This window comes from Streptomyces sp. NPDC107550, assembly GCF_055639095.1.
In genome coordinates, this window is the sequence record NZ_JBVKBC010000009.1 from 154,627 (window position 1) to 176,758 (window position 22,132).

A 22,132-nucleotide genomic window follows, 5' to 3' on the forward strand; every position below is an offset into this window, starting at 1 on the left:
CCCCGGAGGTCAGCGCCGGTAGTGGTCCGCGACGACGCGGGCGAGCGCCCCGATCCGGTCCTCGCCGACCTCCTTCGCGGAGAAGTACACATGCCCGCGCACCTCGGGGTGGCCGGCCGCGAAGGTCAGGTGCCGGGACAGCTCCGCCGGGTCCTGCCAGGCCGCGGGCTGCGCCGGGTCACCCGCCTTGTACAGCGCCTCACCGATGTAGAGGCGCACCCCGGTGTCCCGTACGGCGTCGGCCCACCAGGGCACGAGCTTCGCGTAGTCGGCGGCGGGGAACCCGAGGTTCCAGTACACCTGCGGGACGACGTAGTCGATCCAGTGCTCGCGCACCCAGCGCAGGGTGTCCGCGTGCAGGTCGTCGTACGTCTGCACCCCGGCCCGCGTGTCCGAGCCCGCCGGGTCGCTCGCGCGGTTGCGCCACACGGCGAACGGGCTGATGCCGAACCGCGTGCCCGGCCTGACCCGCTTGATCCCGGCGGCCGTCTCGCGCACCAGCTTGTCGATGTTGTCCCGGCGCCAGGCCGCCCGGTCCGCGAAGCCGTCGCCGTACGCGGCGTAGGCGGCGTCGTCGTCGAAGGTCTGCCCGGCGACCGGGTACGGGTAGAAGTAGTCGTCGAAGTGGAGCGCGTCCACCGGGTAGCGGCGCACGGCGTCGAGCATCGCCTCGCGCACGAACCGCCGCACCTCGGGCAGCCCCGGGTTGTAGTAGAGCTTGCCGCCGTACGGGACTGCCCAGTCCGGGTGCTGCCTGACCGGGTGCGTCGGCACGAGCCGCGAGGGGTCGGTGTGGTTGGCCACGCGGTACGGGTTGCACCAGGCGTGCAGTTCGAGCCCGCGCCGGTGCGCCTCGGTGACGGCCGTCCCCAGCGGGTCCCAGCCCGGGTCCTTGCCCTGGGTCCCGGTCAGGTACTGCGACCAGGGCTCGTACGGGGAGGGCCACAGGGCGTCGGCGGTGGGCCGCACCTGGAAGATCACCGCGTTGAGTCTCCGGCGCACGGCCGTGTCCAGGTGGGCGATCAGCTCGGCGCGCTGCTCGGCGGCGCTCAGCCCGGGGCGCGTGGGCCAGTCCCGGTTGGCGACGGTCGCCAGCCACATGCCGCGCAGGTCACGGCCGCGCCGCCGCCCGTGACCCGGTGCGGCCACGGCGTCGCCCGCCGTGAGCGAGGCGAGCGCGAACGCCGCCGAGAACGTGAAAGCACGACGTGAGATACGTCCCATGGTTCCCCCTGTGTCCTTGTGTCACGGTGTGAGCCGGATGAACAGGCGTTAACCCGGGCTCCACCGCTGTCATGTCTACGAGGTAACGTGCAGATCCGAAAGACCCTGGAAGTTCTTGCTGCCGGCGAGCCCGGACGATCCCCGAAAGGCACGAGGTGACGGACGCCTTGACTGACATCGCACGCGTCGGAGTGGTGGGCTGCGGCCAGATGGGGGCCGGCATCGCTGAGGTCTGCGCCCGCTCCGGCCTGGAGGTGAAGGTCGCCGAGACCACAGGCGAGGCCCTGGAGATCGGCCGCACCCGCCTGCTCAACTCGCTGTCCAAGGCGGCCTCCCGCGGCAAGATCACCGAGGAGGAGCTGGCGGAGACGCAGGCGCGCCTGACCTTCACCACGGACCTCGGCGAGTTCGCCGACCGTGACCTCGTCATCGAGGCGGTCGTGGAGAACGAGCAGGTCAAGACGGAGATCTTCCAGATCCTCGACCAGGTCGTCACGCGCCCCGACGCCATCCTCGCGTCGAACACGTCGTCCATCCCGCTGGTGAAGCTGGCCGTCGCCACCTCCCGCCCGGACCACGTCATCGGCATCCACTTCTTCAACCCGGCGCCGGTGCAGAAGCTCGTCGAGCTGATCCCCGCGCTCACCACGTCCGAGGGCACGATCAGCCGCGCCCAGGTCCTGGTGGAGAAGGTACTGGGCAAGCACGCGATCCGGGCGCAGGATCGCTCGGGTTTCGTGGTGAACGCCCTGCTGGTGCCGTACCTGCTGTCGTCCATCCGGATGTTCGAGTCGGGCATCGCCAGCCGCGAGGACATCGACAACGGCATGGAGCTGGGCTGCGCCCACCCGATGGGCCCGCTGAAGCTGTCGGACCTCATCGGCCTCGACACCATCGCCTCCATCGCCGACTCGATGTACGCCGAGTACAAGGAGCCGCTGTACGCCGCTCCCCCGCTGCTCCAGCGGATGGTCGACGCGGGCCGGCTCGGCCGTAAGACCGGCTCGGGCTTCTACACGTACGCCTGAGCATCAGCGAGAGGGCCGCGCCCTCACACTCCGTGCACGACGGCGGGCCCGGTGTTCTTCATGACACCGGGCCCGTCCCGTTCGCACGGGGTACGCGCGCCGGGCACGCATATGCTCTCCGCACACGCTCCCGCCGCGTCCACCAGGCGAGTTGACTTCCGTTGCGCACAACAGGGATGTGCCGACTACGGAAAGGAGCCGACTCGTGACCACCGACCCGGAGCATCCCGTGGTCCCCGAGGAACTCGCAGAGTTACGCCGTGTCTTCGAGGTCGGGCTGACCCGCATCGACGGTCAGCTCACCCTGCTCGCCCACCGCGACGACCAGACGGCCAAGGATCAGGACGAGCTGAGCGCCCGTGTCTCGGCGCTCGAACACACCCGCTGGCCGCTGCCCGCGGTCGCCGCGCTCACGGCGGTCGGAGCCCTGGTCGTCACGGTGTGGCAGGTGCTCGGTCGCTAGACCGCACCCGCCGGTGCGGCGCGCTAGCCGAGACGCAGATGGTGCAGCAGGAGCAGCGCGGCCGTCATGTTGGCGGCCGGGACCTCGCCACGGGCGATCATGTCGGGGACGAGTTTGAGCGGGACCCATTCCCTGCGGTCCGACTCGAAGTCGTCCTGGGGGTGGCCGATGTACGTCCCTTCGTCGGTCCAGTAGATGTGGTGCCGGGCGTCCGTGAGTCCGTTGGACGGCTCGACGCTCATCAGGTGCCGCAGCGGTCCCGGCCGCCAGCCGGTCTCCTCCTCCAGTTCCCTCGCCGCCGCGTACGCGATGTCCTCGCCGTCCTCGACGACCCCGGCCGGCAGTTCCCAGCCCCAGCTGTCGGTGATGAAGCGGTGCCGCCACAGCAGCAGCACCTCGTTGGCCTCGTTGACGACCGTGGCGACGGCCACCGGGCGCATCCGGATCAGGAAGTGGTCCAGATGGCTGCCGTCGGGGAGTTCGACGTCCGCGAGGTTGACGCTGAACCACCTGTTCTCATACACAGTTTGTTCGTTCTGTTTCGTCCACTGCACGGTTCTGCCACCTTCCGCCGATTTGCTGGCAATATCGCAGCAGTGGCGGAAACAGGCGCGGTCGCGCGGGGGCTCACAGCGGCACGCGCAGCGCCCCGTCGATCAGTTCGGCGGCCTCGGCGGTCCCGGCGCAGCCGCTGCGTACCAGGTGCTCGCGTACGGCGCGGAGCCGGTCGCGCAGCCGCTGCGACTCCATGCCCCGGGCGGTCTCGGCCATCTCCACGGCGGTGACCACGGCTTGTTCCACGTTGCCCTGGCGCAGCTGGATCTGGCTGAGCACGGCGAGCCGGTGCACCCGGCCCCGGTCGTGCGCCGGTGTGTGCACCGCCTCCTGCGCGTGCTCCTTCGCGGCGGTGTAGTCCCCGAGGCTGAGCAGGGCCTCCGCCACCTGGACGTTGACGAATCCGGGCTGCACATATCCCGTCTCGTCCGGTTCGTGCCCGCGCCGGATGCGGTCGGCGGCGGACTCGGCACGCCGGATGCACTCCAGGGCGCTCGTGCCGTCGCCGAGGTGCGCGTACGCCTTCGCCTGCATCGCGTACAGATCCGAGGCGAGCGCCGGGGTGATGTGGCGGCCCGCGGTGCGCAGCGCGGCCTCCGCGAAGGCGACGGCCTGCCGGTACTCGCGCATGTGCAGCGCCTGGTTGACGAGCAGCGCTATCACGTACGCGCCGAGCCCCCGGTCCGCGCTCGCCTTGGCAAGCCGCAGCGCCTGGTGGAAGTAGCGCTGGGCGAGGCCGTGGGCGTCGGAGTCGTACGCGCAGATGCCCGCGATGGCCACCAGGCCGCCGGTCGCCCGGTGCAGTTGGCGTCCGGTGGCGTCGGTGTAGCCGCCGCGCAGCAGGGGCGCCGCCTCGGTGTTGAGGAAGCCGACGATCCGGGTCCGCGTGGCGATGCCGCCGGCCTTGCGGTACATCTGCTCGTAGTGGGTGCGGGCCGAACGCATCATCTCTATGTCGGCGGCGCTGACCGGGTGCCGTCCGCCGCGCGAGACGTCCGTGTCCTCCGGCGGGTTCTCCCACTCCCAGACCGGCATCACGGCCGGCGTCCCGGTGACCGCCGGAGCGTCGAGGACGTGCCGCCGCTGCTGCTCGTCGGAGCGCCACAGGGCGGTCGCCCGCTCGACGAACCCGGAGAGCGAGGAGGCGTGCGCCGCCGCCGGTTCGCCGGGGATGCCGAGGCCGATGTCGTCCAGGGTGACCTGGCGGCGCAGCCGGCCCGCGAGCACCTCGCAGATCAGGTCGGGCACCTGCCCGCGCGGGCGCTGCCCCTTCAACCAGCGGGCGACGGCGGTGTGTTCGTAGCGCAGGGCGAGACCCCGGGCCTTGCCCGCCTGGTTCACATGGGCGGCGAGACCCGCGTGGGAGATCCCGGCCTCGTCGAGGATCGCGTCGAGCAGGGTGTTGGGCTGCATGGTGCCCTCCGTGGGCTCGTTGCCGAGAAGCCTAGTACCGCCCGCTTCACACGGGGTGTGATCGGAATGCCCAACTCCGGGCGGTGTGCACTCTGTTGTGGCTGGTTTCGCACGGGTTGACTGAACTTCCTCGCAAGAGGCCGGACGGGTCGCCGGCTCCCCCTCGTACAGTGCGGCGGCCCGGTCCCGCGTCGTCCGCCCGCCTGCCTGCCCGTTCGCCCGTGGCGGGCGGACGACGCCCTGGCGTACCGGCGCGCGTCAGGGGACCCGGTGGGCGGGCCGCGGCGCGCTCTCGCCGTGCTGGGCCGGCACCCGGCCCCGGTCGTTGCGCAGGACCAGCAGGGCGGCGTCGTCGGCGGGCCGGCCCCCGACATGGCGCAGCAGCCGCCCGCACACGGACCGCACCAGCGTGCTCGGCACCAACGGCCCGCCCCCCAGACACCGCTCCAGCGTGTCCGCCAGCGGAAAGAACCGGCCATGAGCGTCCCGGGCATCCTCGATCCCGTCCGTGTGCAGGAGCAGACCCTGCCCCGGCAACACCCGGCCGCAGCGCACCGGTTCGAGCTCGGCGGGCAGCGGGAACGGGCCGAGCGGCGGCATCGGGTCGCCGCCGCTCATCGGCTCGGCGCCGCGCCGGGCGCCCGGGCACAGCAGATACGGCCAGGGATGCCCGCAGTTGAGGGCGTCGACCGTGCCGTCCTGCCGGATCTCCAGCAGCAGGACGGTGACGAACTCCTCCGCCTGCGGATGTTCGGGGGCGACGCGCGCCGCCGCCGGATGTTCGTCGCGGCAGCGCTGGCGCAGGTGGCGGGCGTGGGCACGCTCCAGCCTGCGTAACACGCGGCCGAGGTCGGGCTCGTCGTGGACGGCCTCGCGGAAACTGCCGAGGACCGCGCCGACGGTGTCCAGGGCGGCGATGCCGTGGCCGCGTACGTCCCCCATGATCACGCGCACGCCGTGCTCGGTGGCGGCGACGTCGTACAGGTCGCCGCCGACGCTCGCGCCCGGGTCGGCGCTGAGCCGGCACGCGGCGAGCGCGAGGCCGTCGAGGCGCGGCGGCAGCGGGCGCAGCAGCACCGACTCGGCGGCCCCGGCGACCGCCCGCACGGCCCGCAGTTCGCGGACGAGTCCGCGCCGGGCGTGGAGTATCAGCCCCGTCCCCACGGCGAAGAACACCACGCTGTTGACCACGCGGGCGCCGAGGGATGTCTGCTGGGCGAGCGGGCAGGTCAGCTTGTACGTGACCGCCACCGCGCCCCACACCGTGGGCAGCGCGAGCAGCAGTCCGCCCGATGGCCGGGTGCGGGGCGGTCGGCGCCGCGCGGCCCCGGCACGGAGAACCGCGGCTCGCGGAGGTCGCAGGGAACGCAGAGATCGCAGGGAACGGGGAAGGAGCGGGACGCGCCGGGCGGGCGCTCCGGTCCTGGTTCGCATCATGCCGGCGGCCCCCTCGGCCCAGAGCGGGTTCAGCGTGCCGCACCGGTCGGCCGGCGGGCCCACCGATTCTGTCCACCGCATGCCCCGAAAGGACCAGATCCCCGAAGATCCTCACCCTAACGAGTGAGCGCGCACCGGCTCTGCCTCCGCCCCGCGCGCCCGTGTCCCGGCAGCGCGAAGGGGCGCGGCCGGTCTCCCGGACACGCCCCCTCAACTGCTGTCGGGCGCGGGATCAGGCGCCGCGCAGCACCGCCCCGACGTGCTCGGCGGCGCGGGCGACCGCCGCGTCACGGGCGGCGCTGGCCTCCTCGACGGTCAGCGTCCGGTCGGGGGCGCGGAAGCGCAGCGCGTACGCGAGCGACTTCTTGCCCTCACCGAGCTGCTCGGCGTTCTCGTACACGTCGAACAGGCGCAGGTCCTCCAGGAGCGTCCCGGCGCCGAGCCGGAGCTGCTCCTCGACGGAGGCCGCGGGCACGTCCTTGCCGACGACGAGCGCGACGTCCTGGGTCGCCACCGGGAACGTGGAGATCCGCGGCGCGCGGACCGGGCCGTCGCCGGCGCGCTCCACGAGGTCGAGGTCCAGCTCCATGGCGCTGGTGCGCTCGGGCAGGTGCAGCGCCTTGACGACGCGGGGGTGCAGCTCGCCCGCGTGGCCGACGAGGGTCTTCTCCCCGTCGATCACGACGTGCAGCGCGGCGCACCGGCCGGGGTGCCAGGGCTCGTGCTGGTCCTGCTCCACGACGAGTTCGACACCGGCCTCATGGGCGACGAGCCGGGCGGCCTGGACGGCGTCCGCCCAGGACTCCGGGTAGCCCTTGCCCCACCAGCCGGCCTGCTCACGGGCGCCCGCGAGGACGACCGCGACGCGCCGCGGCTGGGCGGGCAGGGCGCTGGTCAGCTCGGCGACCTGCTCGTCGGTGGGCCGGTGGTCGACGGGCAGCCGGGCGGCCTTGTGCTCGTCGCCGGTCGGCCGGAAGACGAGGCCCGTCTCGAACAGGGCGAGGTCGTGGCTGCCGCGTCCGTCGTTGCGGCGCAGCGCGCCGAGCAGGCCCGGCAGCAGCGTCGTACGGAGCGATGGCTCCTCGTCGGAGAGCGGGTTGACCAGCTCGACGGTGGTGCGGCGCGGGTCGTCCGCCGCCAGGCCGAGCTGGTCGAGGACGGCCTGCCCCATGAACGGGTAGTTCAGCGCCTCGACGTAGCCGGCGCCGGCGAGGGCGCGGCCGACGCGGCGGTGCAGCCGCTGGCGCTCGGTCAGGCCCCGGCCCGCGGGGGGCTTGGGCAGCGTGGAGGGCAGGTTCTCGTAGCCCTCCAGGCGGATGACCTCTTCGGCCAGGTCGTTCGGGTCGGTCAGGTCGGGCCGCCACGACGGCACGGTGACGACCAGCTCGTCCTGCCCGTAGACATCACAGCCGACCTCCTGAAGGCGGCGTACGACGGTCTCGCGCCCGTAGGCGACGCCCGCGACCTTGTCGGGGTGGTCGGCCGGGATGGTGATGGTGCGCGGGGCGCCCGGGGCGATGACCTCGGTGACGCCCTCGTCGGCGGTGCCGCCGGCCAGCAGCGTGAGCAGGTCGACCGCGCGCTGGGCGGCGGCGGAGGTGGCCTGCGGGTCGACGCCGCGCTCGAAGCGCTTGGACGCCTCGGAGGCCAGCTTGTGGCGGCGCGCGGCGCGGGCGATCGTGATCGCGTCGAAGTGCGCGGCCTCGATGACGACGTCGGTGGTGCCGGACTGGGCGTCGTGGTCGGCGATCTCCGTGTCGGCGCCGCCCATGACTCCGGCGAGGCCGATGGGACCGCGCTCGTCGGTGATGACGAGGTCCTCGGCGTCCAGCGTGCGCTTGGTGCCGTCGAGGGTGGTCAGCGCCTCGCCCTGCTCGGCGCGGCGCACGCCGATGGCGCCCTGGACGAGCGAACGGTCGTACGCGTGCAGGGGCTGGCCCAGCTCCAGCATCACGTAGTTGGTGACATCGACCGCGAGCGAGATCGGGCGCATGCCGGCCTTCTGGAGCCGACGCTGGAGCCAGATCGGCGAGCGGGCCTCGGGGCTCAGGCCCGAGACGGTGCGCGCGGTGAAGCGGTCGCAGGCGAGCGGGTCGGCGACCTTGACCGGGTAGCCCGTGGCGTTGGGCGCGGGCACGTCGAGCAGGGCCGGGTCGCGCAGCGGCAGGCCGTAGGCGATGGCGGTCTCGCGGGCGATGCCGCGCATCGACAGGCAGTAGCCGCGGTCGGGCGTGACGGCGATGTCGAGGACCTCGTCGACCAGCTCGAGCAGCTCGATGGCGTCGGTGCCCGCCTCGTGCTCGGGCGGCAGCACGATGATGCCGTGCGTGCCGTCGTCGCCCATGCCCAGCTCGTCGGTGGAGCAGATCATGCCGTGCGAGACCTTGCCGTACGTCTTGCGCGCGGCGATGGCGAAGCCGCCGGGCAGCTCGGCGCCGGGCAGGACGACGACGACCTTGTCGCCGACCTGGAAGTTGCGGGCGCCGCAGACGACCTCCTGCGGCTCGCCCGTGCCGTTGGCCTGGCCGACGTCGACGGTGCAGAAGCGGATGGGCTTCTTGAAGCCCTCCAGCTCCTCGATGGTGAGCACCTGGCCGACGACCAGGGGGCCCTTGAGGTCGGCGCCGAGCTGCTCGACGGTCTCGACCTCAAGTCCGACGCCGACCAGCTTGGCCTGCACGTCGCGGCCGGTCTCGGTGGCGGGGAGGTCGACGTACTCCCGCAGCCAGGAAAGCGGGACCCGCATCAGATCTCCATCCCGAACGGTCGGGTGAACCGGACGTCACCCTCGACCATGTCTCGCATGTCTTCGACGTTGTGGCGGAACATCAGCATCCGCTCGATGCCGAACCCGAAGGCGAATCCGCTGTACTTCTCGGGGTCGACGCCGCACGCGGTGAGCACGCGCGGGTTGACCATGCCGCAGCCGCCCAGCTCGATCCAGCCCTCGCTGCCGCAGGTACGGCACGGCCGGTCCGGGTTGCCGACGGACTCGCCGCGGCACACGTAGCAGACCATGTCCATCTCGGCGGACGGCTCGGTGAAGGGGAAGAAGTTGGGGCGCAGCCGGGTCTTCATGTCCGCGCCGAACAGCGCCTGGACCATGTGGTCGAGGGTGCCCTTCAGGTCGGCCATGGTCAGGCCCTCGTCCACGGCGAGCAGCTCGATCTGGTGGAAGACCGGGGTGTGCGTGGCGTCCAGCTCGTCGGTGCGGAAGACGCGGCCGGGGCAGACCACGTAGACCGGCGGCTCACGGTCGAGCAGGGTGCGGGCCTGGACGGGCGAGGTGTGGGTGCGCAGGACGACACCGGACTCGTCGCCGGTGGTCTTGGCGCGGCCCTCGGGCCCGGCGACGAAGAACGTGTCCTGCATCTGCCGCGCCGGGTGGTCCGGCGTGAAGTTCAGGGCGTCGAAGTTGAACCACTCGGCCTCGACCTCGGGGCCCTCGGCGATCTCGTACCCCATGGAGACGAAGACGTCGGCGACGCGCTCCATCATGGTCGTCAGCGGGTGCCGGGCGCCGGGCTGCGTGCGGTCGTAGGGCAGCGTGACGTCCACGGCCTCCTCGACCAGGACGCGCGCGTCGCGCTCGGCCTCCAGCTCGGCCTGGCGGGCGGCGAGGCCCCGGCCGACGGCGGCGCGGGCCTGGCCGACGCGCTTGCCGGCCTCGGCCTTGGCCTGCGGCGGCAGCGCGCCGATCTCGCGGTTGGCGAGGGACAGCGGCGCGGTGCCGCCGGTGTGCGCGACCTTGGCCGCCTGAAGCGCGTCGAGCGAGTCCGCGGCGGCGAAGGCGGCGAGCGCCTCGTCCCGCATGCGCTCGATCTCTTCCGGTTTCAAGGCCTCGACCTCGACCGGATCGTACGACTTGTTCGGTGCCGACATCTCTTCCCGTGCTTCCGATTGGCTGGCGGGTGGCCCCATCTGCGACGCGTCCCCGGATCTGGAACGGAACGCCACTTTTTTGGTGACGCAATGTGCCAAAGGACGAGTCTAACGGGGGTGGGGTGGTCGAAGGCGCCCGTGGGGCCGCGTGCTCAGCCGGTGAGATACGCGGGTGCCGCCACGGGCAGGATAAATCGGAACTGGGCGCCGCCGCCCGGGGCCCGTCCCACGGTGATCGTCCCGCCGTGCGCCTCGACGATCCCCTTGACGATGTACAGGCCGAGCCCGGTGCCGCCGCGCTTGCTGCCCCGCCAGAAGCGGGTGAAGACGCGGTTCATGGACTCCTCCGGGATGCCGGGGCCCTCGTCGCTCACGGTGACCGAGGTGCCCGCTGGCGCGGGCTCGACATCAATGGTGACGGTTCCCTCGCCGTGCCGCACCGCGTTTTCCAGCAGGTTGCTCAGGACCTGGTCGACCTTGTCGGGGTCGGCCCACAGGTCGGGCAGCGGCTGGCGCACCCGCAGCAGGAACCGGTCGGCGGGGCGGCCGGAGGCGACGTGGGCCTGGATGTGGCGGGAGACGGCGGCGCCGATGTCGACGGGCTGCCGGCGCACTTCGAGGCGGCCTGAGTCGATGCGGGAGATGTCGAGGAGTTCGGCGATGAGCCGGGTGACGCGGTTGGCGTCGGCGTCGACGGTCTCCAGCATGAGCCGCTTCTGCTCGTCGGTGAACCGCTCCCATTTGGCGAGCAGCGTCGCCGTGAACCCTTTGACGGAGGTGAGCGGCGAGCGCAGTTCGTGGGCGACGGTGGCGATCAGCTCGGCGTGGCTGCGCTCGGTGCGGCGTCGGGCCGCGGTGTCGCGCAGGGCGACGACGACGCGGCGCACGGGACCGGTGGGGCGCTCGCGCAGATAGCGGGCGCTGACCAGGATTTCCCGGCCGCCGGGCAGCAGCAGGTTGCGCTCGGGCTGTCCGCCGCGGGTGGCGAGGCCGCCGTAGGGGTCGGTCAGCTCCCACCAGCGGCGCCCTTCGAGGTCTTCGAGGGGCAGCGCGCGCTCCAGGGGGGCGCCGAGGGCGCGCTCGGCGGGGACGGCGGTGATCCGCTCGGCCGCCGCGTTGAAACAGACGACGCGGCCGTGCTCGTCGGCGACGACCATGCCGTCGGGCAGGTCGTCGGGGTGCAGGCCGAGACCCGCGAGGTCGTCGCCCGCGGGCCGGGGCGCGACCGGTGACCACCGGCCCCGCGCACCGGGCGCATTGCTCGTGCCGACGACGCTCATCTCCCCGTATCCCGCCTCTCGGACCGTGGACCCGAGGTGGTCACCCTACTAGGGTCTTTCCTTCGGGTCAGGCCGGATCAGGGAGCGGGCTCTGGTGCCGTGCATCGCAAGGCGGAGGAGGGCGTCATGGCGGAGCCATGGCAACCGACGACAACGCCGCGAGGTGCGGTGCCAGAGCCCGCGACCCCGGCATGATCCGAAGGACAGGCCCTAGCTGGGGGTGACGGAGCGGCACCCTCCGGGGGCGCGCTGTGCACGGGCGGACGCGTAGAGGCACACGGCGGCGGCCGTGGCGAGGTTGAGGCTCTCGGCCTTGCCGTGGATGGGGACGCGCACGACGGCGTCCGCGAGCGCGCGGGTCTCCTCGGGCAGCCCCCACGCCTCGTTGCCGAAGACCCAGGCGGTGGGGGTGCCCATGGTGCCGTGGTCGAGTTCGTCGTCGAGGTCGTTCTCACCCGCGCCGTCGGCGGCGAGGATGCGCACGCCGGCGTCCTTGAGCCCGGCGACGGCGGCTTCGACGGGGACGCCGGTGGCGACGGGCAGGTGGAACAGGGAGCCGACGGAGGCGCGGACGGCCTTCGGGTTGTACAGGTCGACGGAGGCGTCGGTGAGGACGACGGCGTCGGCGCCGGCGGCGTCGGCGCAGCGCAGCACGGTTCCCGCGTTGCCGGGGTCGCGTACGTGGGCGAGGACGGCGACGAGCTTGGGGCGGGCGGCGAGGATCTCCTCGAACGGCGTGTCGAGGAAGCGGCAGACGCCGACGAGTCCCTGCGGGGTGACGGTGGTGGAGATGTCGGCGATGACGCTCTCGTCGGCGAGATGGACGCGGGCGCCCGCGGCGCGGGCCTCGCCCACGATCTCGGCGTAGCGCTCGGCGGCCTCGACGGTCGTGAACATCTCCACGAGCCCGCCGTGCGCGGCGGCCTCCCGTACGGCCTGGGGGCCCTCGGCGAGGAACAGCCGCTCCTTGCCCCGGAAGTTCCGCTTCCCGAGCCGCCGGGCCGCGGACACACGGGAGGACTTGGGAGAGATCAGTTCGGGGGCAACCATGAGGACTCACCTAGGGGCAAGCGCCCCTGCAAGGGGCGCGGGGCAGTGTCGATGTGCGGCTCCGCCGCGTGGGCGCGCTCAGCCACTGACGGCTCGCACACGGCAGACAACGGACGACGGCAGACGAGACACCGAACGCACTCGGACCCGCAAGCACTCGGCTTGCGGGTCCGAATATCACGTCCGGCTCAGCGGAGCGCTCAGGCGGCGGCCTTGGGCGCGTTCACGTCGGCCGGGAGGGCCTTCTGCGCGACCTCGACCAGCGCGGCGAACGCGTTGGAGTCGTTGACGGCCAGCTCGGCGAGGATCTTGCGGTCCACCTCGATGTTGGCGGCCTTCAGACCCTGGATGAGGCGGTTGTACGTCATGCCGTTCTGGCGGGCAGCGGCGTTGATCCGCTGGATCCAGAGCTGACGGAAGTCGCCCTTGCGCTTCTTGCGGTCGTTGTAGTTGTAGACCAGGGAGTGGGTGACCTGCTCCTTGGCCTTGCGGTACAGACGCGAACGCTGACCGCGGTAGCCGCTGGCCTGCTCGAGGATCGCCCGACGCTTCTTGTGCGCGTTCACCGCGCGCTTGACGCGTGCCACTTTTTAACTCCTTGTAGCGGGGCCGGGGTTGTCTTCACCCGACCCGAATTCGAATAGGTCCCGGTGGTGAGGGTGTGCGCGGCGCTTTCGGCGCCGGCACCTCACTTGCCGAGAAGCTTCTTGATCTTCTTGGCGTCGCCCGGGGCCATCTCGGCGTTGCCGGTGAGGCGGCGCGTCAGGCGCGACGACTTGTGCTCGAGCAGGTGGCGCTTGCCGGCGCGCTCACGGAGCACCTTGCCGGAGCCGGTGACCTTGAAGCGCTTGCTGGCACCGCTGTGCGACTTGTTCTTCGGCATAGCGCCGTTCTCTCCTCGTCAGTGGCGTTCCCGGCCGGTCCGTGCGCGAGGCCCGGACCGGCCGTGGGGGAACGTCAGTTGTGTCAGTTGGTATCCGAGGCGCACCAGCTGTGCGCCTGCGGATCATGCCTCGGCAGGAGCCTCGGCGGGGGCGTCGGCCTCGACCTCGGCCTCGGCCTCGACGTCGGCGTCGGCCTCGGCCGCGTTCTGCGACTTGCCGGGGTTGGCCTTCGCGTCGGCCTTGCGGGCGGCCTGCGCCTCACGGGCCTCGGCCATCGCCTCGGTCTTCTTCTTGTGCGGACCGAGGACCATGATCATGTTTCGGCCGTCCTGCTTCGGGTTCGACTCGACGAACCCGAGGTCCTGGACGTCCTCCGCGAGACGCTGCAGCAGCCGGAAGCCGAGCTCCGGACGGGACTGCTCACGGCCACGGAACATGATCGTGATCTTGACCTTGTCGCCCTGCTTGAGGAACCGGACGACGTGACCCTTCTTGGTGTCATAGTCGTGCGGGTCGATCTTCGGCCGGAGCTTCATCTCCTTGATGACCGTGTGCGCCTGGTTCTTGCGCGCCTCACGGGCCTTCATGGCCGACTCGTACTTGAACTTCCCGTAGTCCATGAGCTTGCAGACCGGCGGGCGCGCGTTCGCGGCAACCTCGACCAAGTCGAGGTCGTACTCCTGCGCAAGCTCCAGGGCCTTGGCAAGCGGAACAATCCCGACCTGCTCGCCGCTGGGACCGACAAGTCGCACCTCGGGAACGCGAATCCGGTCGTTGATGCGGGGCTCGGCGCTGATGGATCCTCCTCGGTAGCACCACACGACGGCCTGGCGGACCGCCGCGTTACGTCTGTTACGTAGTACCAACCGCGCCGGCGCACAAAAAATGCCCCGGACGGTACACACGGGGGGCTCCAAGAATTACCGGAGCACCGCCACGAGTGACCGCGGGGCGCTTGCTGTCCTGCGGCTTCCATCGTCCGTACGGAACGATGGCGACCGCCTGACCGGTGACCCGCCGCCCGCGAGGGCAGCCAGGTGGGAGATCGGAGCCTCCACTTGTGGGCCGGGCACTCACGTCTCGGGACGAGGGTTTCCGGCCGGTCGTCACACAAGGTTAGCAGCACTTGGCGGTGGCGCCCAACCGGGTGCGCGGCGCGAGGGGCTCCGCGGGCCGCATATCGTGGGACGCATGAGTGAGCCGACCCCTTCCACCGCCGCCGGCGTCCCCGACGCCGCCCCCGACTACGACGCGCTGGCCCGTGACATCGCGGAGGTGCCCGCCGTCGAGGTCATCGTCACGGTCGCGGTGAACCTGATGAGCGCCGCCGCCGTGAAGCTCGGCCTCACCGAGGAGGGCGACGCGCACAAGGACCTCGACGAGGCCCGCAAGCTGATCCACGCGCTCGCCGGGCTGCTCGACGGCAGCGCGACGGAGATCTCCTCGTTCCACGCGGCTCCGCTGCGCGACGGTCTCAAGTCCCTCCAGCTCGCCTTCCGCGAGGCGTCCTTCGTCCCGGACGAGCCGGGTCAGGGCCCGGGCGAGAAGTACACGGGCGCGGTCTACGGCTGACGCCTCCCGCCCCGGTCCACCGCCGCCCCCGAGTCCTTCACGGGCCGGGGGCGCTCCTGTGTCCGGCCGGCGCTCTTGCGTCCCCTGCTTCTCAGGGGCGTACGTAGAGGGGGTCGCCGGCGGGTGCGGTGCCGGCGGGGAGGAGGGCCAGGTCGAGGCCGCGTACCAGGCGGGCCCGCAGGGTCTCGTCGGCGGCGATACGGGCGGCGAGCGCCTGCGCGGTGGCCTGGACGTCGGCGTCCGCGTCCAGGACGAGGGCGAGGGTGCCGTCGGCGGTGCCCGGGCCGAGGTGGGCGCGGGCGACGGCCGGTTCGGCGGCGACGGCGGCGCGGACCGCGTCCGTGACGGCGGGGTCGGCGAGCGGGTCGGTGCTGGCGCGGCCCTCGGCGAGGGCGTACAGGGCGGCGCCGGTCAGCTCGTAGGCGACGGGGCCCGCGAGGTCGATCACGACCGTGTCGGCCTTCTCGTGCGCCGCCGCCTGGAGCGCCTGGTGCAGCGGGACAGCGACGGGGCGGGCCTCGGGGTCCCACAGGGCGAGGGAGTCCGTGGAGGTGAACGCGGGCAGCGCGGTGCGGTCGCCGGCCTTCAGCGTGGGGACGGCCATGTCGGACGTCTTCTCCCGGCGCAGGCCGTTCTCGTCCTCCTCGACCTCGCCGAGTACGGCGACGACCGGGACGAGGAGGCGGGCGTCCTTCAGGGCGGCCAGTACGCCGGCGTGGGCCGTGCGGTCCTTCGACCAGGCGGTCAGGGCGGCGGTGAGGCGGGGGTCCGCGGAGCCGTCGTCGTCGGAGAAACCGGGGTCAGGAATGTTCTTGTTCACCACGCCCTCGACCCTACCCGCGCGGTTGCCTCCGGCCCCGGCGGGGACTTCAGCACCGTCCATCTCCGGTGACTTCAAGCCCCTCCGGCGATTGAGGAGCGGGGTCCGGGGCGGAGCCCCGGGCGTCGTCGCCGGGTGCGGGTCTCGTCGTGGCTGGTCGCGCAGTTCCCCGCGCCCCTTGCGGGGCTGATCTCAGCGCCATCCATTCCCAGCCCCTCCGGCTGCCGCACCCTCAAGCCCCTCCGGCTGTCGCACCCTCAAGCCCCTCCGGCGATTGAGGAGCGGGGTCTGGGGCGGAGCCCCGGGCGTCGTCGCCGGGTGCGGGTCTCGTCGTGGCTGGTCGCGCAGTTCCCCGCGCCCCTTGCGGGGCTGGCCTCAAGGGAAACTCCCAGGCCCCCCGGGGGTCAGTGCCGGGTGCGGTAGAGGTGGGCGCCCGTCAGGAGGAGCAGCGCCCCCAAGACGTACGCCGCCGGCGTCACCCAGGGCGCGGGCCCATCCTCATCAGGCCCCACCGGCCCACCGCCGAAGTACTTCTCCCCGTACGCCGCGGAAGAAAGCCCCCGCCCCTTGAGCGCCCGCCCCGCGACGATGGCGGCGGCGGGATCGACCATGCCGTATCCCCGCGCGTCGTCCCGGCCCCCCGGCGGCGGATCCTGCGCGGTGTCCTCCATGAGCCGCTTGATCTGAGCCGGGTCGAGCCCGGGATGCGCGGCGCGGACCAGCGCCACCGCCCCCGAGACGAACGCGGACGCCGCACTCGTACCCCACGCCGAGTAGTACGTCCGGTCGGGATCCGCCGTGACGATGCCCCGCCCCGGCGCGGCGACACTCGCGTACCAGCGCCGCGTGGAGAAGGACGCACGGGCGCCGGAGGAGTCGACGGCGGTGGCGGTGAGGACGCCGGGGTAGGCCGCGGGGAAGGAGATGTGGTCGCCCTTCTCGCCGCCGTTGCCCGCGGAGGCGACGACGGAGACGCCCTTCTTCAGCGCGTACTGGACGGCCGCGTCCTCGGCCGCTTCCGGGTGCGCGGTGTCGGAGTCGTCGCCGAGGGAGAGATTGATGACGTCGGCGCCGTGGTCGGCGGCCCAGCGGATGCCCTCGGCGAGGGCGGTCCCCCGCGTGCGCCGGGCCTTGGCCCGGTCCGGGTCGCCGTCCTCCAGGATGACCCGCACGGGCAGGATCTTCGCTTCGGGGGCGATGCCGAGGACGCCCTCGGCGTTGTCCTTGCCGTGGCCGTGACCGGCGATGATCCCGGCGATGGCGGTGCCGTGGCGGGCCCAGGGCCGGTCGCCGCGCCCGGCGCCGAAGCCGACGAGGTCCTTGCCCGGCAGGACGTTCCCGGCGAGGTCGGGGTGGCGGTCGTCGACGCCGGTGTCCAGGACGGCGACGGTGATCCCGGCGCCCTTGGTGGTGCGCCACGCCTGCTGGGTGTGCAGGGCGGACAGCCCCCACTGCTGGGCGCGGATCGTGTCGGCGCCGGCGGCGGAGGGCAGCAGGGCGAGCGCGGCCGCGGCGGTGAGCACGGCGAGCCTGCGGACGGCGCTCGGGCGGTTCATGACGGCTGCTCCGTGGACTTCTGGACGGCCTTGCGCAAGGCACGCTCGACCCGGTCGGCGACGCCCCGCGCCTCATGGCCGAGGCCGGCCTGGGCGGGCGCGGCGGTGGCGCCGGGCCGCATGGCGTCGACGGCGGGCAGGGGGTCGCCGACGGTCCGTCCGTCGGCGAAGCCGGAGACGGCGTAGACGACGACGGGCGCGTCGGTGAGCACGTCGATGGCCCAGGAGGCGCGCTGGGCGTCGTGGAACCCTTCGGCGACGGTGCCTGCGGCGGCGTAGGGCCGGGGCATCAGGTCGGCGCGCCGGTCGAGGCGCTGGTCGCGGAACCGGCCGCGCAGCGCCGCCATCGCCGGGGCGTCGGCCTTGGTGAACATCAGGCCGACCGTCGTGACGCTGGACTGGGTGGCGTCGGTGTAGGTGGCGCGCAGCAGGCGCAGGCAGCCCGCGGAGCGCAGCGCCTTGCGCAGCAGCGGGTCGAAGGCGTCCCGGCAGCCGCTGTCGGGGGCGACGGCGACGCGGGTCCAGGTCCGGTCGGCGCCGCCGGGGCCCGCGCCCTCCCCGAGGAGGGTGCGCGGGAAGAGGCGGTCGACGGGTATGCCGTGCCACAGTTCCCCGGCGTCGCGGTAGGCGGCCTGCGCGGAGAGCGTGCCGCCGCCGTCCTCGCCGGTGAGCAGGGTGCCGGTGGCGGCGCCCCCGATCAGGCCGAGCCCGAGGACCAGGCACGCGGCGGCGGCCGCGACGCGCAGCCGGCGGTGCGGGGCGACCGGGCGCAGCCGGGTCGTGCTGTCGTCGTAGTGCGCGGGGCGCGCGAAACGGACGAAGGGGCGCCCGGCCGTGCGCGGGTCGGGCGTCAGGTCGACGGCGCCGACGTCCCGGCGCGGGGCGGCCGGAGGCGCGGGCGGTACCGGCGGCACGGGAGGCGCGGGCGGTACGAGAGGAGCGGCGCGGGGCGCGGAAGGGGCGGCGGCCGGGACGGGCCGCAGCCGGGTGGTCGTCTCGCTCGCCGTCCGCGGGGGCACCGGCCGGGACCCGTGGCGCTCCCCGTCTCCGGGGCGTCCGGCCTCCCGGGCCGGGCGGCGGTCCGGGAAGCGGGCCGTGGGGGGCGGTGGCGGCGGCGCCGAGGGCAACGGCGGGACGGCGGCCGGAGGTTGGGGCGGGTCCGTCGGGCGTGGGGGAACACGTCGGGCTTCGGTGCTCATGCCTCCCCGTTTCCTCAACCTGCGTGCGCGTCACTCTAACGGGCCAGTCCGCGCGCGGGGCGCCTCGCCGGGGTCGCCCGGCCGATCTGCCCGGATCGTCCCTCTACCCTGCGGTAATCGCGTCTGGCAGGCTTCGGCCATGACACCGCGCGCCGCCGACCGTGCCCGTTACGACCGGGCCACCGCACATCTCGACGCCCCCGTGGCGATCGTCGATCTGGACGCTTTCGACGCCAACGCCGACGACCTCGTCCGGCGTGCGGCGGGGAAGCCGATCCGGGTGGCGAGCAAGTCCGTACGTTCCCGGGCGCTCCTGGAGCGGGTCCTCGCGCGCGACGGGTTCGCCGGGATCATGTCGTTCACGCTGGCCGAGTCGGTCTGGCTGGCGCGTTCCGGGTTCGAGGACGTGCTGCTCGCGTACCCGTCGGCGGACCGGGCCGGTTTCGCCGAGCTGGCGCACGACCCGAAGCTGGCCGCCGCCGTCACGGTGATGGTCGACGACCCGGCGCAGCTGCGGCTGATCGACGACGCCCGCGACGGCGGCACCCAGGAGATCCGGGTCTGTCTGGAGCTGGACACGTCCTGGCAGGTCCTCGGCGGCCGGGTCAGGGTCGGCGCCCTGCGCTCCCCGCTGCGCACCCCCGACCACCTCGCGGAGCTGGCCCGCCTGGTCTCCTCGCGCCCCGGTTTCCGGGTGGTCGGGATCATGGCGTACGAGGGTCATGTCGCCGGTGTCGGGGACGACGTGGCGGGGCGCCCGGTGCGGTCGCGGGCGATCCGGCTGATGCAGGCCGCCGCGCGCAAGGAGCTGGCGGCGCGGCGGGCGGCGGTGGTGCGGGCGGTGCGGTCCGTGGTGCCGGACCTGGAGTTCGTCAACGGCGGCGGCACGGGCAGTGTGCAGCACACGGCGGCCGAGGCGGCGGTGACGGAGATCGCGGCCGGGTCGGGCCTGTACGTGCCGCGCCTGTTCGACAACTACACGTCGTTCACGGGCCGTCCGGCGGCGCTGTTCGCGCAGCCCGTCGTGCGCAGGCCCGGCGTCGGGGTGGTGACGGTGCTCGGCGGCGGCTACCCGGCGTCGGGTGTCGCGGGCCAGGACCGGCTGCCGGTGCCGTATCTGCCGGAGGGGCTGCGCTACGACCCGCAGGAAGGGCCCGGCGAGGTGCAGACACCGCTGCTGGGGTCGCCGGCGGACGATCTGCTGATCGGGGACAAGGTGTGGTTCCGGCACGCGAAGGCCGGTGAACTGTGCGAGCGGTTCGAGGTGTTGCACCTCGTGTCCGGTGACAGCGTGGCCGAGACGGTGCCGACGTACCGGGGCGAGGGCTACACGTTCCTGTGAGCCGCGCCGAAGCGTGAGCCGCGCGGCGGGCGACACCTTCCTGTGAGCCGCGCGGAGGCGTGAGCGCGGCCTCGCGGGCCGTCAGTCCGTGGGGCCGATGCTGCTGCCCACTCCCCCGCCGCCGCTGCCGCCGAGCGGGGCGATGCCCTTGACGATGCGGTCGAGGTCGGCGAGGGGGCGGGAGCCGGGCCCCGCGTCGAGCGCGCAGCGGACGGCGACGAGGGACTGCGAGCCGACGCTGGAGGGGAAGACCACGGACTGCACCCAGCCGCCGGGCCCCTTGGCGGTCCGTACCCGCCAGCGCACGAGGAATCCGGCGCGTCCGGCGACGCCGATCTGCCGGGCGGCGACGACCTTGTGGCCGGTGAGCCCGCCGAAGGGGCGCTCCCCGATGGCGTTCTTGTCGTAGGCGAGTCCCGCGGCGTCGGAGACGTCCTTGCGGGCGAGGGCGCGCAGGTCGGAGGTGTCCTCGCCGGTGACGGTGCGGGTGGCGACGGTGCCGTGCCGGCACAGGCCCTGGTCGAAGGGGCAGTCGTAGGTGCCGTGGGTGGTGAGGACGACGTCCTCGTCGGCGACGTACTGGGGTTTCTGCCAGCCGTCGACGACGGGCAGGGTGATGCCGTTCAGCTCGTCGGTGACGCGGCCCGGGTCCTCGCTCGGTGAGGGCGCGGGCGCGGGGGCCGATGTCACGGGCGTGGCCGGGGCGGCGGAGGTGGCGTCGGCGGCGGGGCCTGCCTCGGGTGCGGGGTCGCTGCCATGGCGGGTGAGGGTGACGACGAGTCCGGCGGCGACCGCGAGGACGACCGCGACGGCCGCCACGGCGACGGCGACGACGCGCCCGGGGCCGCGCCGCGTGCCGTGGCCGACGGGCGGCGGTGGCACGGTCGGCGGGGCGGGCTGCCGCCGGGCGTCGGTCCACGCGACCCCGTCCCACCAGCGTTCGGTGGTCGGGGCCTGGGGGTCCGGGTACCAGCCCGGCGGCGGCGTGTTCACCCCGGCACTGTACGGCGGGCGCCCGGCTCACGGGACCGGTCCGCTCGCAGTGCCCGACGGGTTTCGGCCGGTCGCCCGCCCGTACGCCGTCCGTGCACCGTCAGCATTCGGTACACCGTCAGTACACGGTGTCCGTCTGGTCGGGTACGGGGCTGCCGTCCGCGCGGCGCAGGGGCCCGAAGCCGCCCCCGGGCTCGTTGTGACCGGCGGTGGAGCAGGGGTAGGGGCCGGACTTGCGGGGCAGCGGCTCGATGAACATGGGGTTCACGACCCAGCGGCCGTCCTCGTCGTCGTAGGCGCGGCACATGAGTTCGGTCTTGTTGCGGTTGAGGACGAGGTGGGCGCCGGTGGCGTCGCCGACGAAGGTGACGTCGGTGTCGGCGTCCCCGCCGCCGAGCGCGATCCGCTTGCCCCAGCGCTGCTTCTCCCAGGCGGCTGCGCCCTTGACCTTGTAGATCTCCTGGTTGATCCAGCAGCGCTTGCCGTCGATGTACGGGATGGCCTCGCCCTGGGTCCGTCCGGTGCCGCCGCAGCCCTCGTTGTACGTGGTGATGCGGCCCCGCGCGTCGAGGACGGAGCGGATGGCGACGGTGTGGGCGCGGTCGATGCCGACGCCCTTGGACCAGACCTCGGTGACGGGTTCGGAGCCGGCGGAGACGATGTAGACGTCGAACCCGGCGCGCTGGAGCGTGCGGATGAGGTCGCGCTGCTGCTCGTAGTAGCGGACGTACCCGGGGATGGTGTGCGTGCCGAGCTTCCGCGTGGCCCCCACGGGCGCGGCGAGGGCCTCCTTGCGGGCGGCGGCCGCGTAGGACTCCAGCTCGGGGACGGTGTGCCCGGCGAACAGCTGGGGGACCCAGGCGTACTGGGGCACGGTGCGGCGGTGGTTCCAGTCACCGGCGAACGCGGCGGCACCGCTCATGGTTCTGCCCGACTCGCGGATGTTGAAGATCTCGTCGGTGCAGTCGGTGTCGGTGGAGGTGGGCAGGGGCGCGCCGACGGGCACGGCGGTGCCGCAGGCGGCGGTGAGCGCCTTGTCGGCCTCGTCGGTCAGCCACTTGCTGGTCTTCTTCCAGCTCGCGGGGCGCAGGATCTTGTCGTGTCGGAGGGACCAGGCGATGGTGGCGTCGGTGACGTCGTTCTTGGAGACGGTGTTGTCCCAGTCGAACGCGGCGACGGGCCGCGGGCCGTGGTGGCCCCCGCAGGTCCCGCGTTCGTCGATCATCTGCTGGAGGTGCTCGCGGTTCTCCCCGTACCAGGGCAGCTTCGTGGAGAGCTGCGGGCAGGCGCGGGTGCCGGAGGCGGTGGACGCGGACGTGGCGGCGGCCGCTGGAGAGACGAGAGCCGCGGTCACCAGGGTGGTGACCACGGCCGAAGTCCACGCGGCAACATCTCTGTTACGCATCCGGGGACCGTACACCGATCTGACGCGTC

The 22,132-nt window shown here is 73.1% G+C and carries 20 protein-coding genes; 4 read left to right on the plus strand and 16 right to left on the minus strand.

Annotation, left to right across the window (positions count from 1 at the left end; translation table 11 throughout):
- Nucleotides 1–9: 9 nt before the first annotated feature.
- Nucleotides 10–1,224: a glycoside hydrolase family 10-like protein gene (locus ACZ7LY_RS15535; RefSeq protein WP_471625093.1), complete on the minus strand. Its 1,215-nt coding sequence runs from the start codon at nt 1,222–1,224 to the stop codon at nt 10–12.
- 167 nt (nt 1,225–1,391) lie between these two features.
- Here ACZ7LY_RS15535 and ACZ7LY_RS15540 point away from each other — a divergent pair, with 167 nt between their 5' ends.
- The gene (locus tag ACZ7LY_RS15540) at nt 1,392–2,252 is read left to right on the plus strand and encodes a 3-hydroxybutyryl-CoA dehydrogenase (protein WP_471625094.1); all 861 of its coding nucleotides are present in this window, start codon (nt 1,392–1,394) and stop codon (nt 2,250–2,252) included.
- A gap of 205 nt (nt 2,253–2,457) precedes the next feature.
- Nucleotides 2,458–2,715 (plus strand): hypothetical protein, encoded by a 258-nt coding sequence (locus ACZ7LY_RS15545; RefSeq protein WP_471625095.1) that lies wholly within the window; start codon nt 2,458–2,460, stop codon nt 2,713–2,715.
- A gap of 23 nt (nt 2,716–2,738) precedes the next feature.
- On the opposite strand, the gene ACZ7LY_RS15550 is transcribed toward ACZ7LY_RS15545, so the two are convergent.
- From ACZ7LY_RS15550 to infC, 10 genes are all read right to left on the minus strand, one after another.
- Nucleotides 2,739–3,269 (minus strand): NUDIX hydrolase, encoded by a 531-nt coding sequence (locus tag ACZ7LY_RS15550; protein WP_471625096.1) that lies wholly within the window; start codon nt 3,267–3,269, stop codon nt 2,739–2,741.
- A 73-nt stretch (nt 3,270–3,342) separates the two neighbouring features.
- Complete coding sequence (locus ACZ7LY_RS15555) at nt 3,343–4,683, minus strand: transcriptional regulator (protein WP_471625097.1); 1,341 nt, start codon at nt 4,681–4,683, stop codon at nt 3,343–3,345.
- Between the two features lie 258 nt (nt 4,684–4,941).
- Nucleotides 4,942–5,934 carry a PP2C family protein-serine/threonine phosphatase gene (locus ACZ7LY_RS15560; RefSeq protein ID WP_471625098.1) on the minus strand — a complete coding sequence of 331 codons (993 nt, stop codon included), beginning with the start codon at nt 5,932–5,934 and terminating at the stop codon, nt 4,942–4,944.
- Nucleotides 5,935–6,352: 418 nt separating this feature from the next.
- On the minus strand, nt 6,353–8,866 hold the full coding sequence (pheT, locus tag ACZ7LY_RS15565) for a phenylalanine--tRNA ligase subunit beta (protein ID WP_471625099.1): 2,514 nt from the start codon (nt 8,864–8,866) through the stop codon (nt 6,353–6,355).
- Nucleotides 8,866–10,002 carry a phenylalanine--tRNA ligase subunit alpha gene (gene pheS / locus ACZ7LY_RS15570; RefSeq protein ID WP_471625100.1) on the minus strand — a complete coding sequence of 379 codons (1,137 nt, stop codon included), beginning with the start codon at nt 10,000–10,002 and terminating at the stop codon, nt 8,866–8,868. Before pheS ends, pheT begins: the two co-directional genes overlap by 1 nt.
- Nucleotides 10,003–10,154: 152 nt before the next feature.
- Nucleotides 10,155–11,282 carry a sensor histidine kinase gene (locus ACZ7LY_RS15575; RefSeq protein ID WP_471625101.1) on the minus strand — a complete coding sequence of 376 codons (1,128 nt, stop codon included), beginning with the start codon at nt 11,280–11,282 and terminating at the stop codon, nt 10,155–10,157.
- A 210-nt stretch (nt 11,283–11,492) separates the two neighbouring features.
- Nucleotides 11,493–12,332 carry a TrmH family RNA methyltransferase gene (locus tag ACZ7LY_RS15580; protein WP_471625102.1) on the minus strand — a complete coding sequence of 280 codons (840 nt, stop codon included), beginning with the start codon at nt 12,330–12,332 and terminating at the stop codon, nt 11,493–11,495.
- A gap of 200 nt (nt 12,333–12,532) precedes the next feature.
- Complete coding sequence (gene rplT, locus ACZ7LY_RS15585; protein WP_189976603.1) at nt 12,533–12,919, minus strand: 50S ribosomal protein L20; 387 nt, start codon at nt 12,917–12,919, stop codon at nt 12,533–12,535.
- A gap of 101 nt (nt 12,920–13,020) precedes the next feature.
- Nucleotides 13,021–13,215 carry a 50S ribosomal protein L35 gene (gene rpmI / locus ACZ7LY_RS15590; RefSeq protein WP_007829094.1) on the minus strand — a complete coding sequence of 65 codons (195 nt, stop codon included), beginning with the start codon at nt 13,213–13,215 and terminating at the stop codon, nt 13,021–13,023.
- Nucleotides 13,216–13,338: 123 nt separating this feature from the next.
- Complete coding sequence (gene infC / locus ACZ7LY_RS15595; RefSeq protein WP_471625189.1) at nt 13,339–14,037, minus strand: translation initiation factor IF-3; 699 nt, start codon at nt 14,035–14,037, stop codon at nt 13,339–13,341.
- A gap of 370 nt (nt 14,038–14,407) precedes the next feature.
- On the opposite strand from infC, the gene ACZ7LY_RS15600 reads away from it, so the two are divergent.
- Nucleotides 14,408–14,788, plus strand: a complete 381-nt coding sequence (locus ACZ7LY_RS15600; RefSeq protein ID WP_471625103.1) for a DUF1844 domain-containing protein — start codon at nt 14,408–14,410, stop codon at nt 14,786–14,788.
- Nucleotides 14,789–14,879: 91 nt separating this feature from the next.
- Here ACZ7LY_RS15600 and ACZ7LY_RS15605 read toward each other — a convergent pair whose 3' ends face one another.
- The 3 genes from ACZ7LY_RS15605 to ACZ7LY_RS15615 form a co-directional block, all read right to left on the minus strand.
- The gene (locus ACZ7LY_RS15605) at nt 14,880–15,611 is read right to left on the minus strand and encodes an SseB family protein (protein ID WP_471625104.1); all 732 of its coding nucleotides are present in this window, start codon (nt 15,609–15,611) and stop codon (nt 14,880–14,882) included.
- A 401-nt stretch (nt 15,612–16,012) separates the two neighbouring features.
- Nucleotides 16,013–17,164, minus strand: a complete 1,152-nt coding sequence (mycP, locus tag ACZ7LY_RS15610) for a type VII secretion-associated serine protease mycosin (RefSeq protein ID WP_471625105.1) — start codon at nt 17,162–17,164, stop codon at nt 16,013–16,015.
- Nucleotides 17,161–18,183 carry a hypothetical protein gene (locus ACZ7LY_RS15615; protein WP_471625106.1) on the minus strand — a complete coding sequence of 341 codons (1,023 nt, stop codon included), beginning with the start codon at nt 18,181–18,183 and terminating at the stop codon, nt 17,161–17,163. Before ACZ7LY_RS15615 ends, mycP begins: the two co-directional genes overlap by 4 nt.
- 319 nt (nt 18,184–18,502) lie before the next feature.
- Here ACZ7LY_RS15615 and ACZ7LY_RS15620 point away from each other — a divergent pair, with 319 nt between their 5' ends.
- The gene (locus ACZ7LY_RS15620) at nt 18,503–19,705 is read left to right on the plus strand and encodes an amino acid deaminase/aldolase (protein ID WP_471625107.1); all 1,203 of its coding nucleotides are present in this window, start codon (nt 18,503–18,505) and stop codon (nt 19,703–19,705) included.
- Between the two features lie 81 nt (nt 19,706–19,786).
- On the opposite strand, the gene ACZ7LY_RS15625 is transcribed toward ACZ7LY_RS15620, so the two are convergent.
- Nucleotides 19,787–20,698: a DUF2510 domain-containing protein gene (locus ACZ7LY_RS15625; protein WP_471625108.1), complete on the minus strand. Its 912-nt coding sequence runs from the start codon at nt 20,696–20,698 to the stop codon at nt 19,787–19,789.
- Between the two features lie 118 nt (nt 20,699–20,816).
- Nucleotides 20,817–22,103, minus strand: a complete 1,287-nt coding sequence (locus ACZ7LY_RS15630) for an HAD family hydrolase (protein ID WP_471625109.1) — start codon at nt 22,101–22,103, stop codon at nt 20,817–20,819.
- Nucleotides 22,104–22,132 lie beyond the last annotated feature (29 nt).

Bases quoted from the DNA above. Each gene is read 5' to 3' on its own strand.
- pheT (WP_471625099.1), bottom strand. From the start codon at position 8,866: ATGCGGGTCCCGCTTTCCTGGCTGCGGGAGTACGTCGACCTCCCCGCC.
- ACZ7LY_RS15620 (WP_471625107.1), top strand. From the start codon at position 18,503: ATGACACCGCGCGCCGCCGACCGTGCCCGTTACGACCGGGCCACCGCA.
- ACZ7LY_RS15535 (WP_471625093.1), bottom strand. From the start codon at position 1,224: ATGGGACGTATCTCACGTCGTGCTTTCACGTTCTCGGCGGCGTTCGCG.
- ACZ7LY_RS15575 (WP_471625101.1), bottom strand. From the start codon at position 11,282: ATGAGCGTCGTCGGCACGAGCAATGCGCCCGGTGCGCGGGGCCGGTGG.
- pheS (WP_471625100.1), bottom strand. From the start codon at position 10,002: ATGTCGGCACCGAACAAGTCGTACGATCCGGTCGAGGTCGAGGCCTTG.
- ACZ7LY_RS15555 (WP_471625097.1), bottom strand. From the start codon at position 4,683: ATGCAGCCCAACACCCTGCTCGACGCGATCCTCGACGAGGCCGGGATC.
- rpmI (WP_007829094.1), bottom strand. From the start codon at position 13,215: ATGCCGAAGAACAAGTCGCACAGCGGTGCCAGCAAGCGCTTCAAGGTC.
- mycP (WP_471625105.1), bottom strand. From the start codon at position 17,164: ATGAACCGCCCGAGCGCCGTCCGCAGGCTCGCCGTGCTCACCGCCGCG.
- ACZ7LY_RS15580 (WP_471625102.1), bottom strand. From the start codon at position 12,332: ATGGTTGCCCCCGAACTGATCTCTCCCAAGTCCTCCCGTGTGTCCGCG.
- ACZ7LY_RS15600 (WP_471625103.1), top strand. From the start codon at position 14,408: ATGAGTGAGCCGACCCCTTCCACCGCCGCCGGCGTCCCCGACGCCGCC.
- ACZ7LY_RS15630 (WP_471625109.1), bottom strand. From the start codon at position 22,103: ATGCGTAACAGAGATGTTGCCGCGTGGACTTCGGCCGTGGTCACCACC.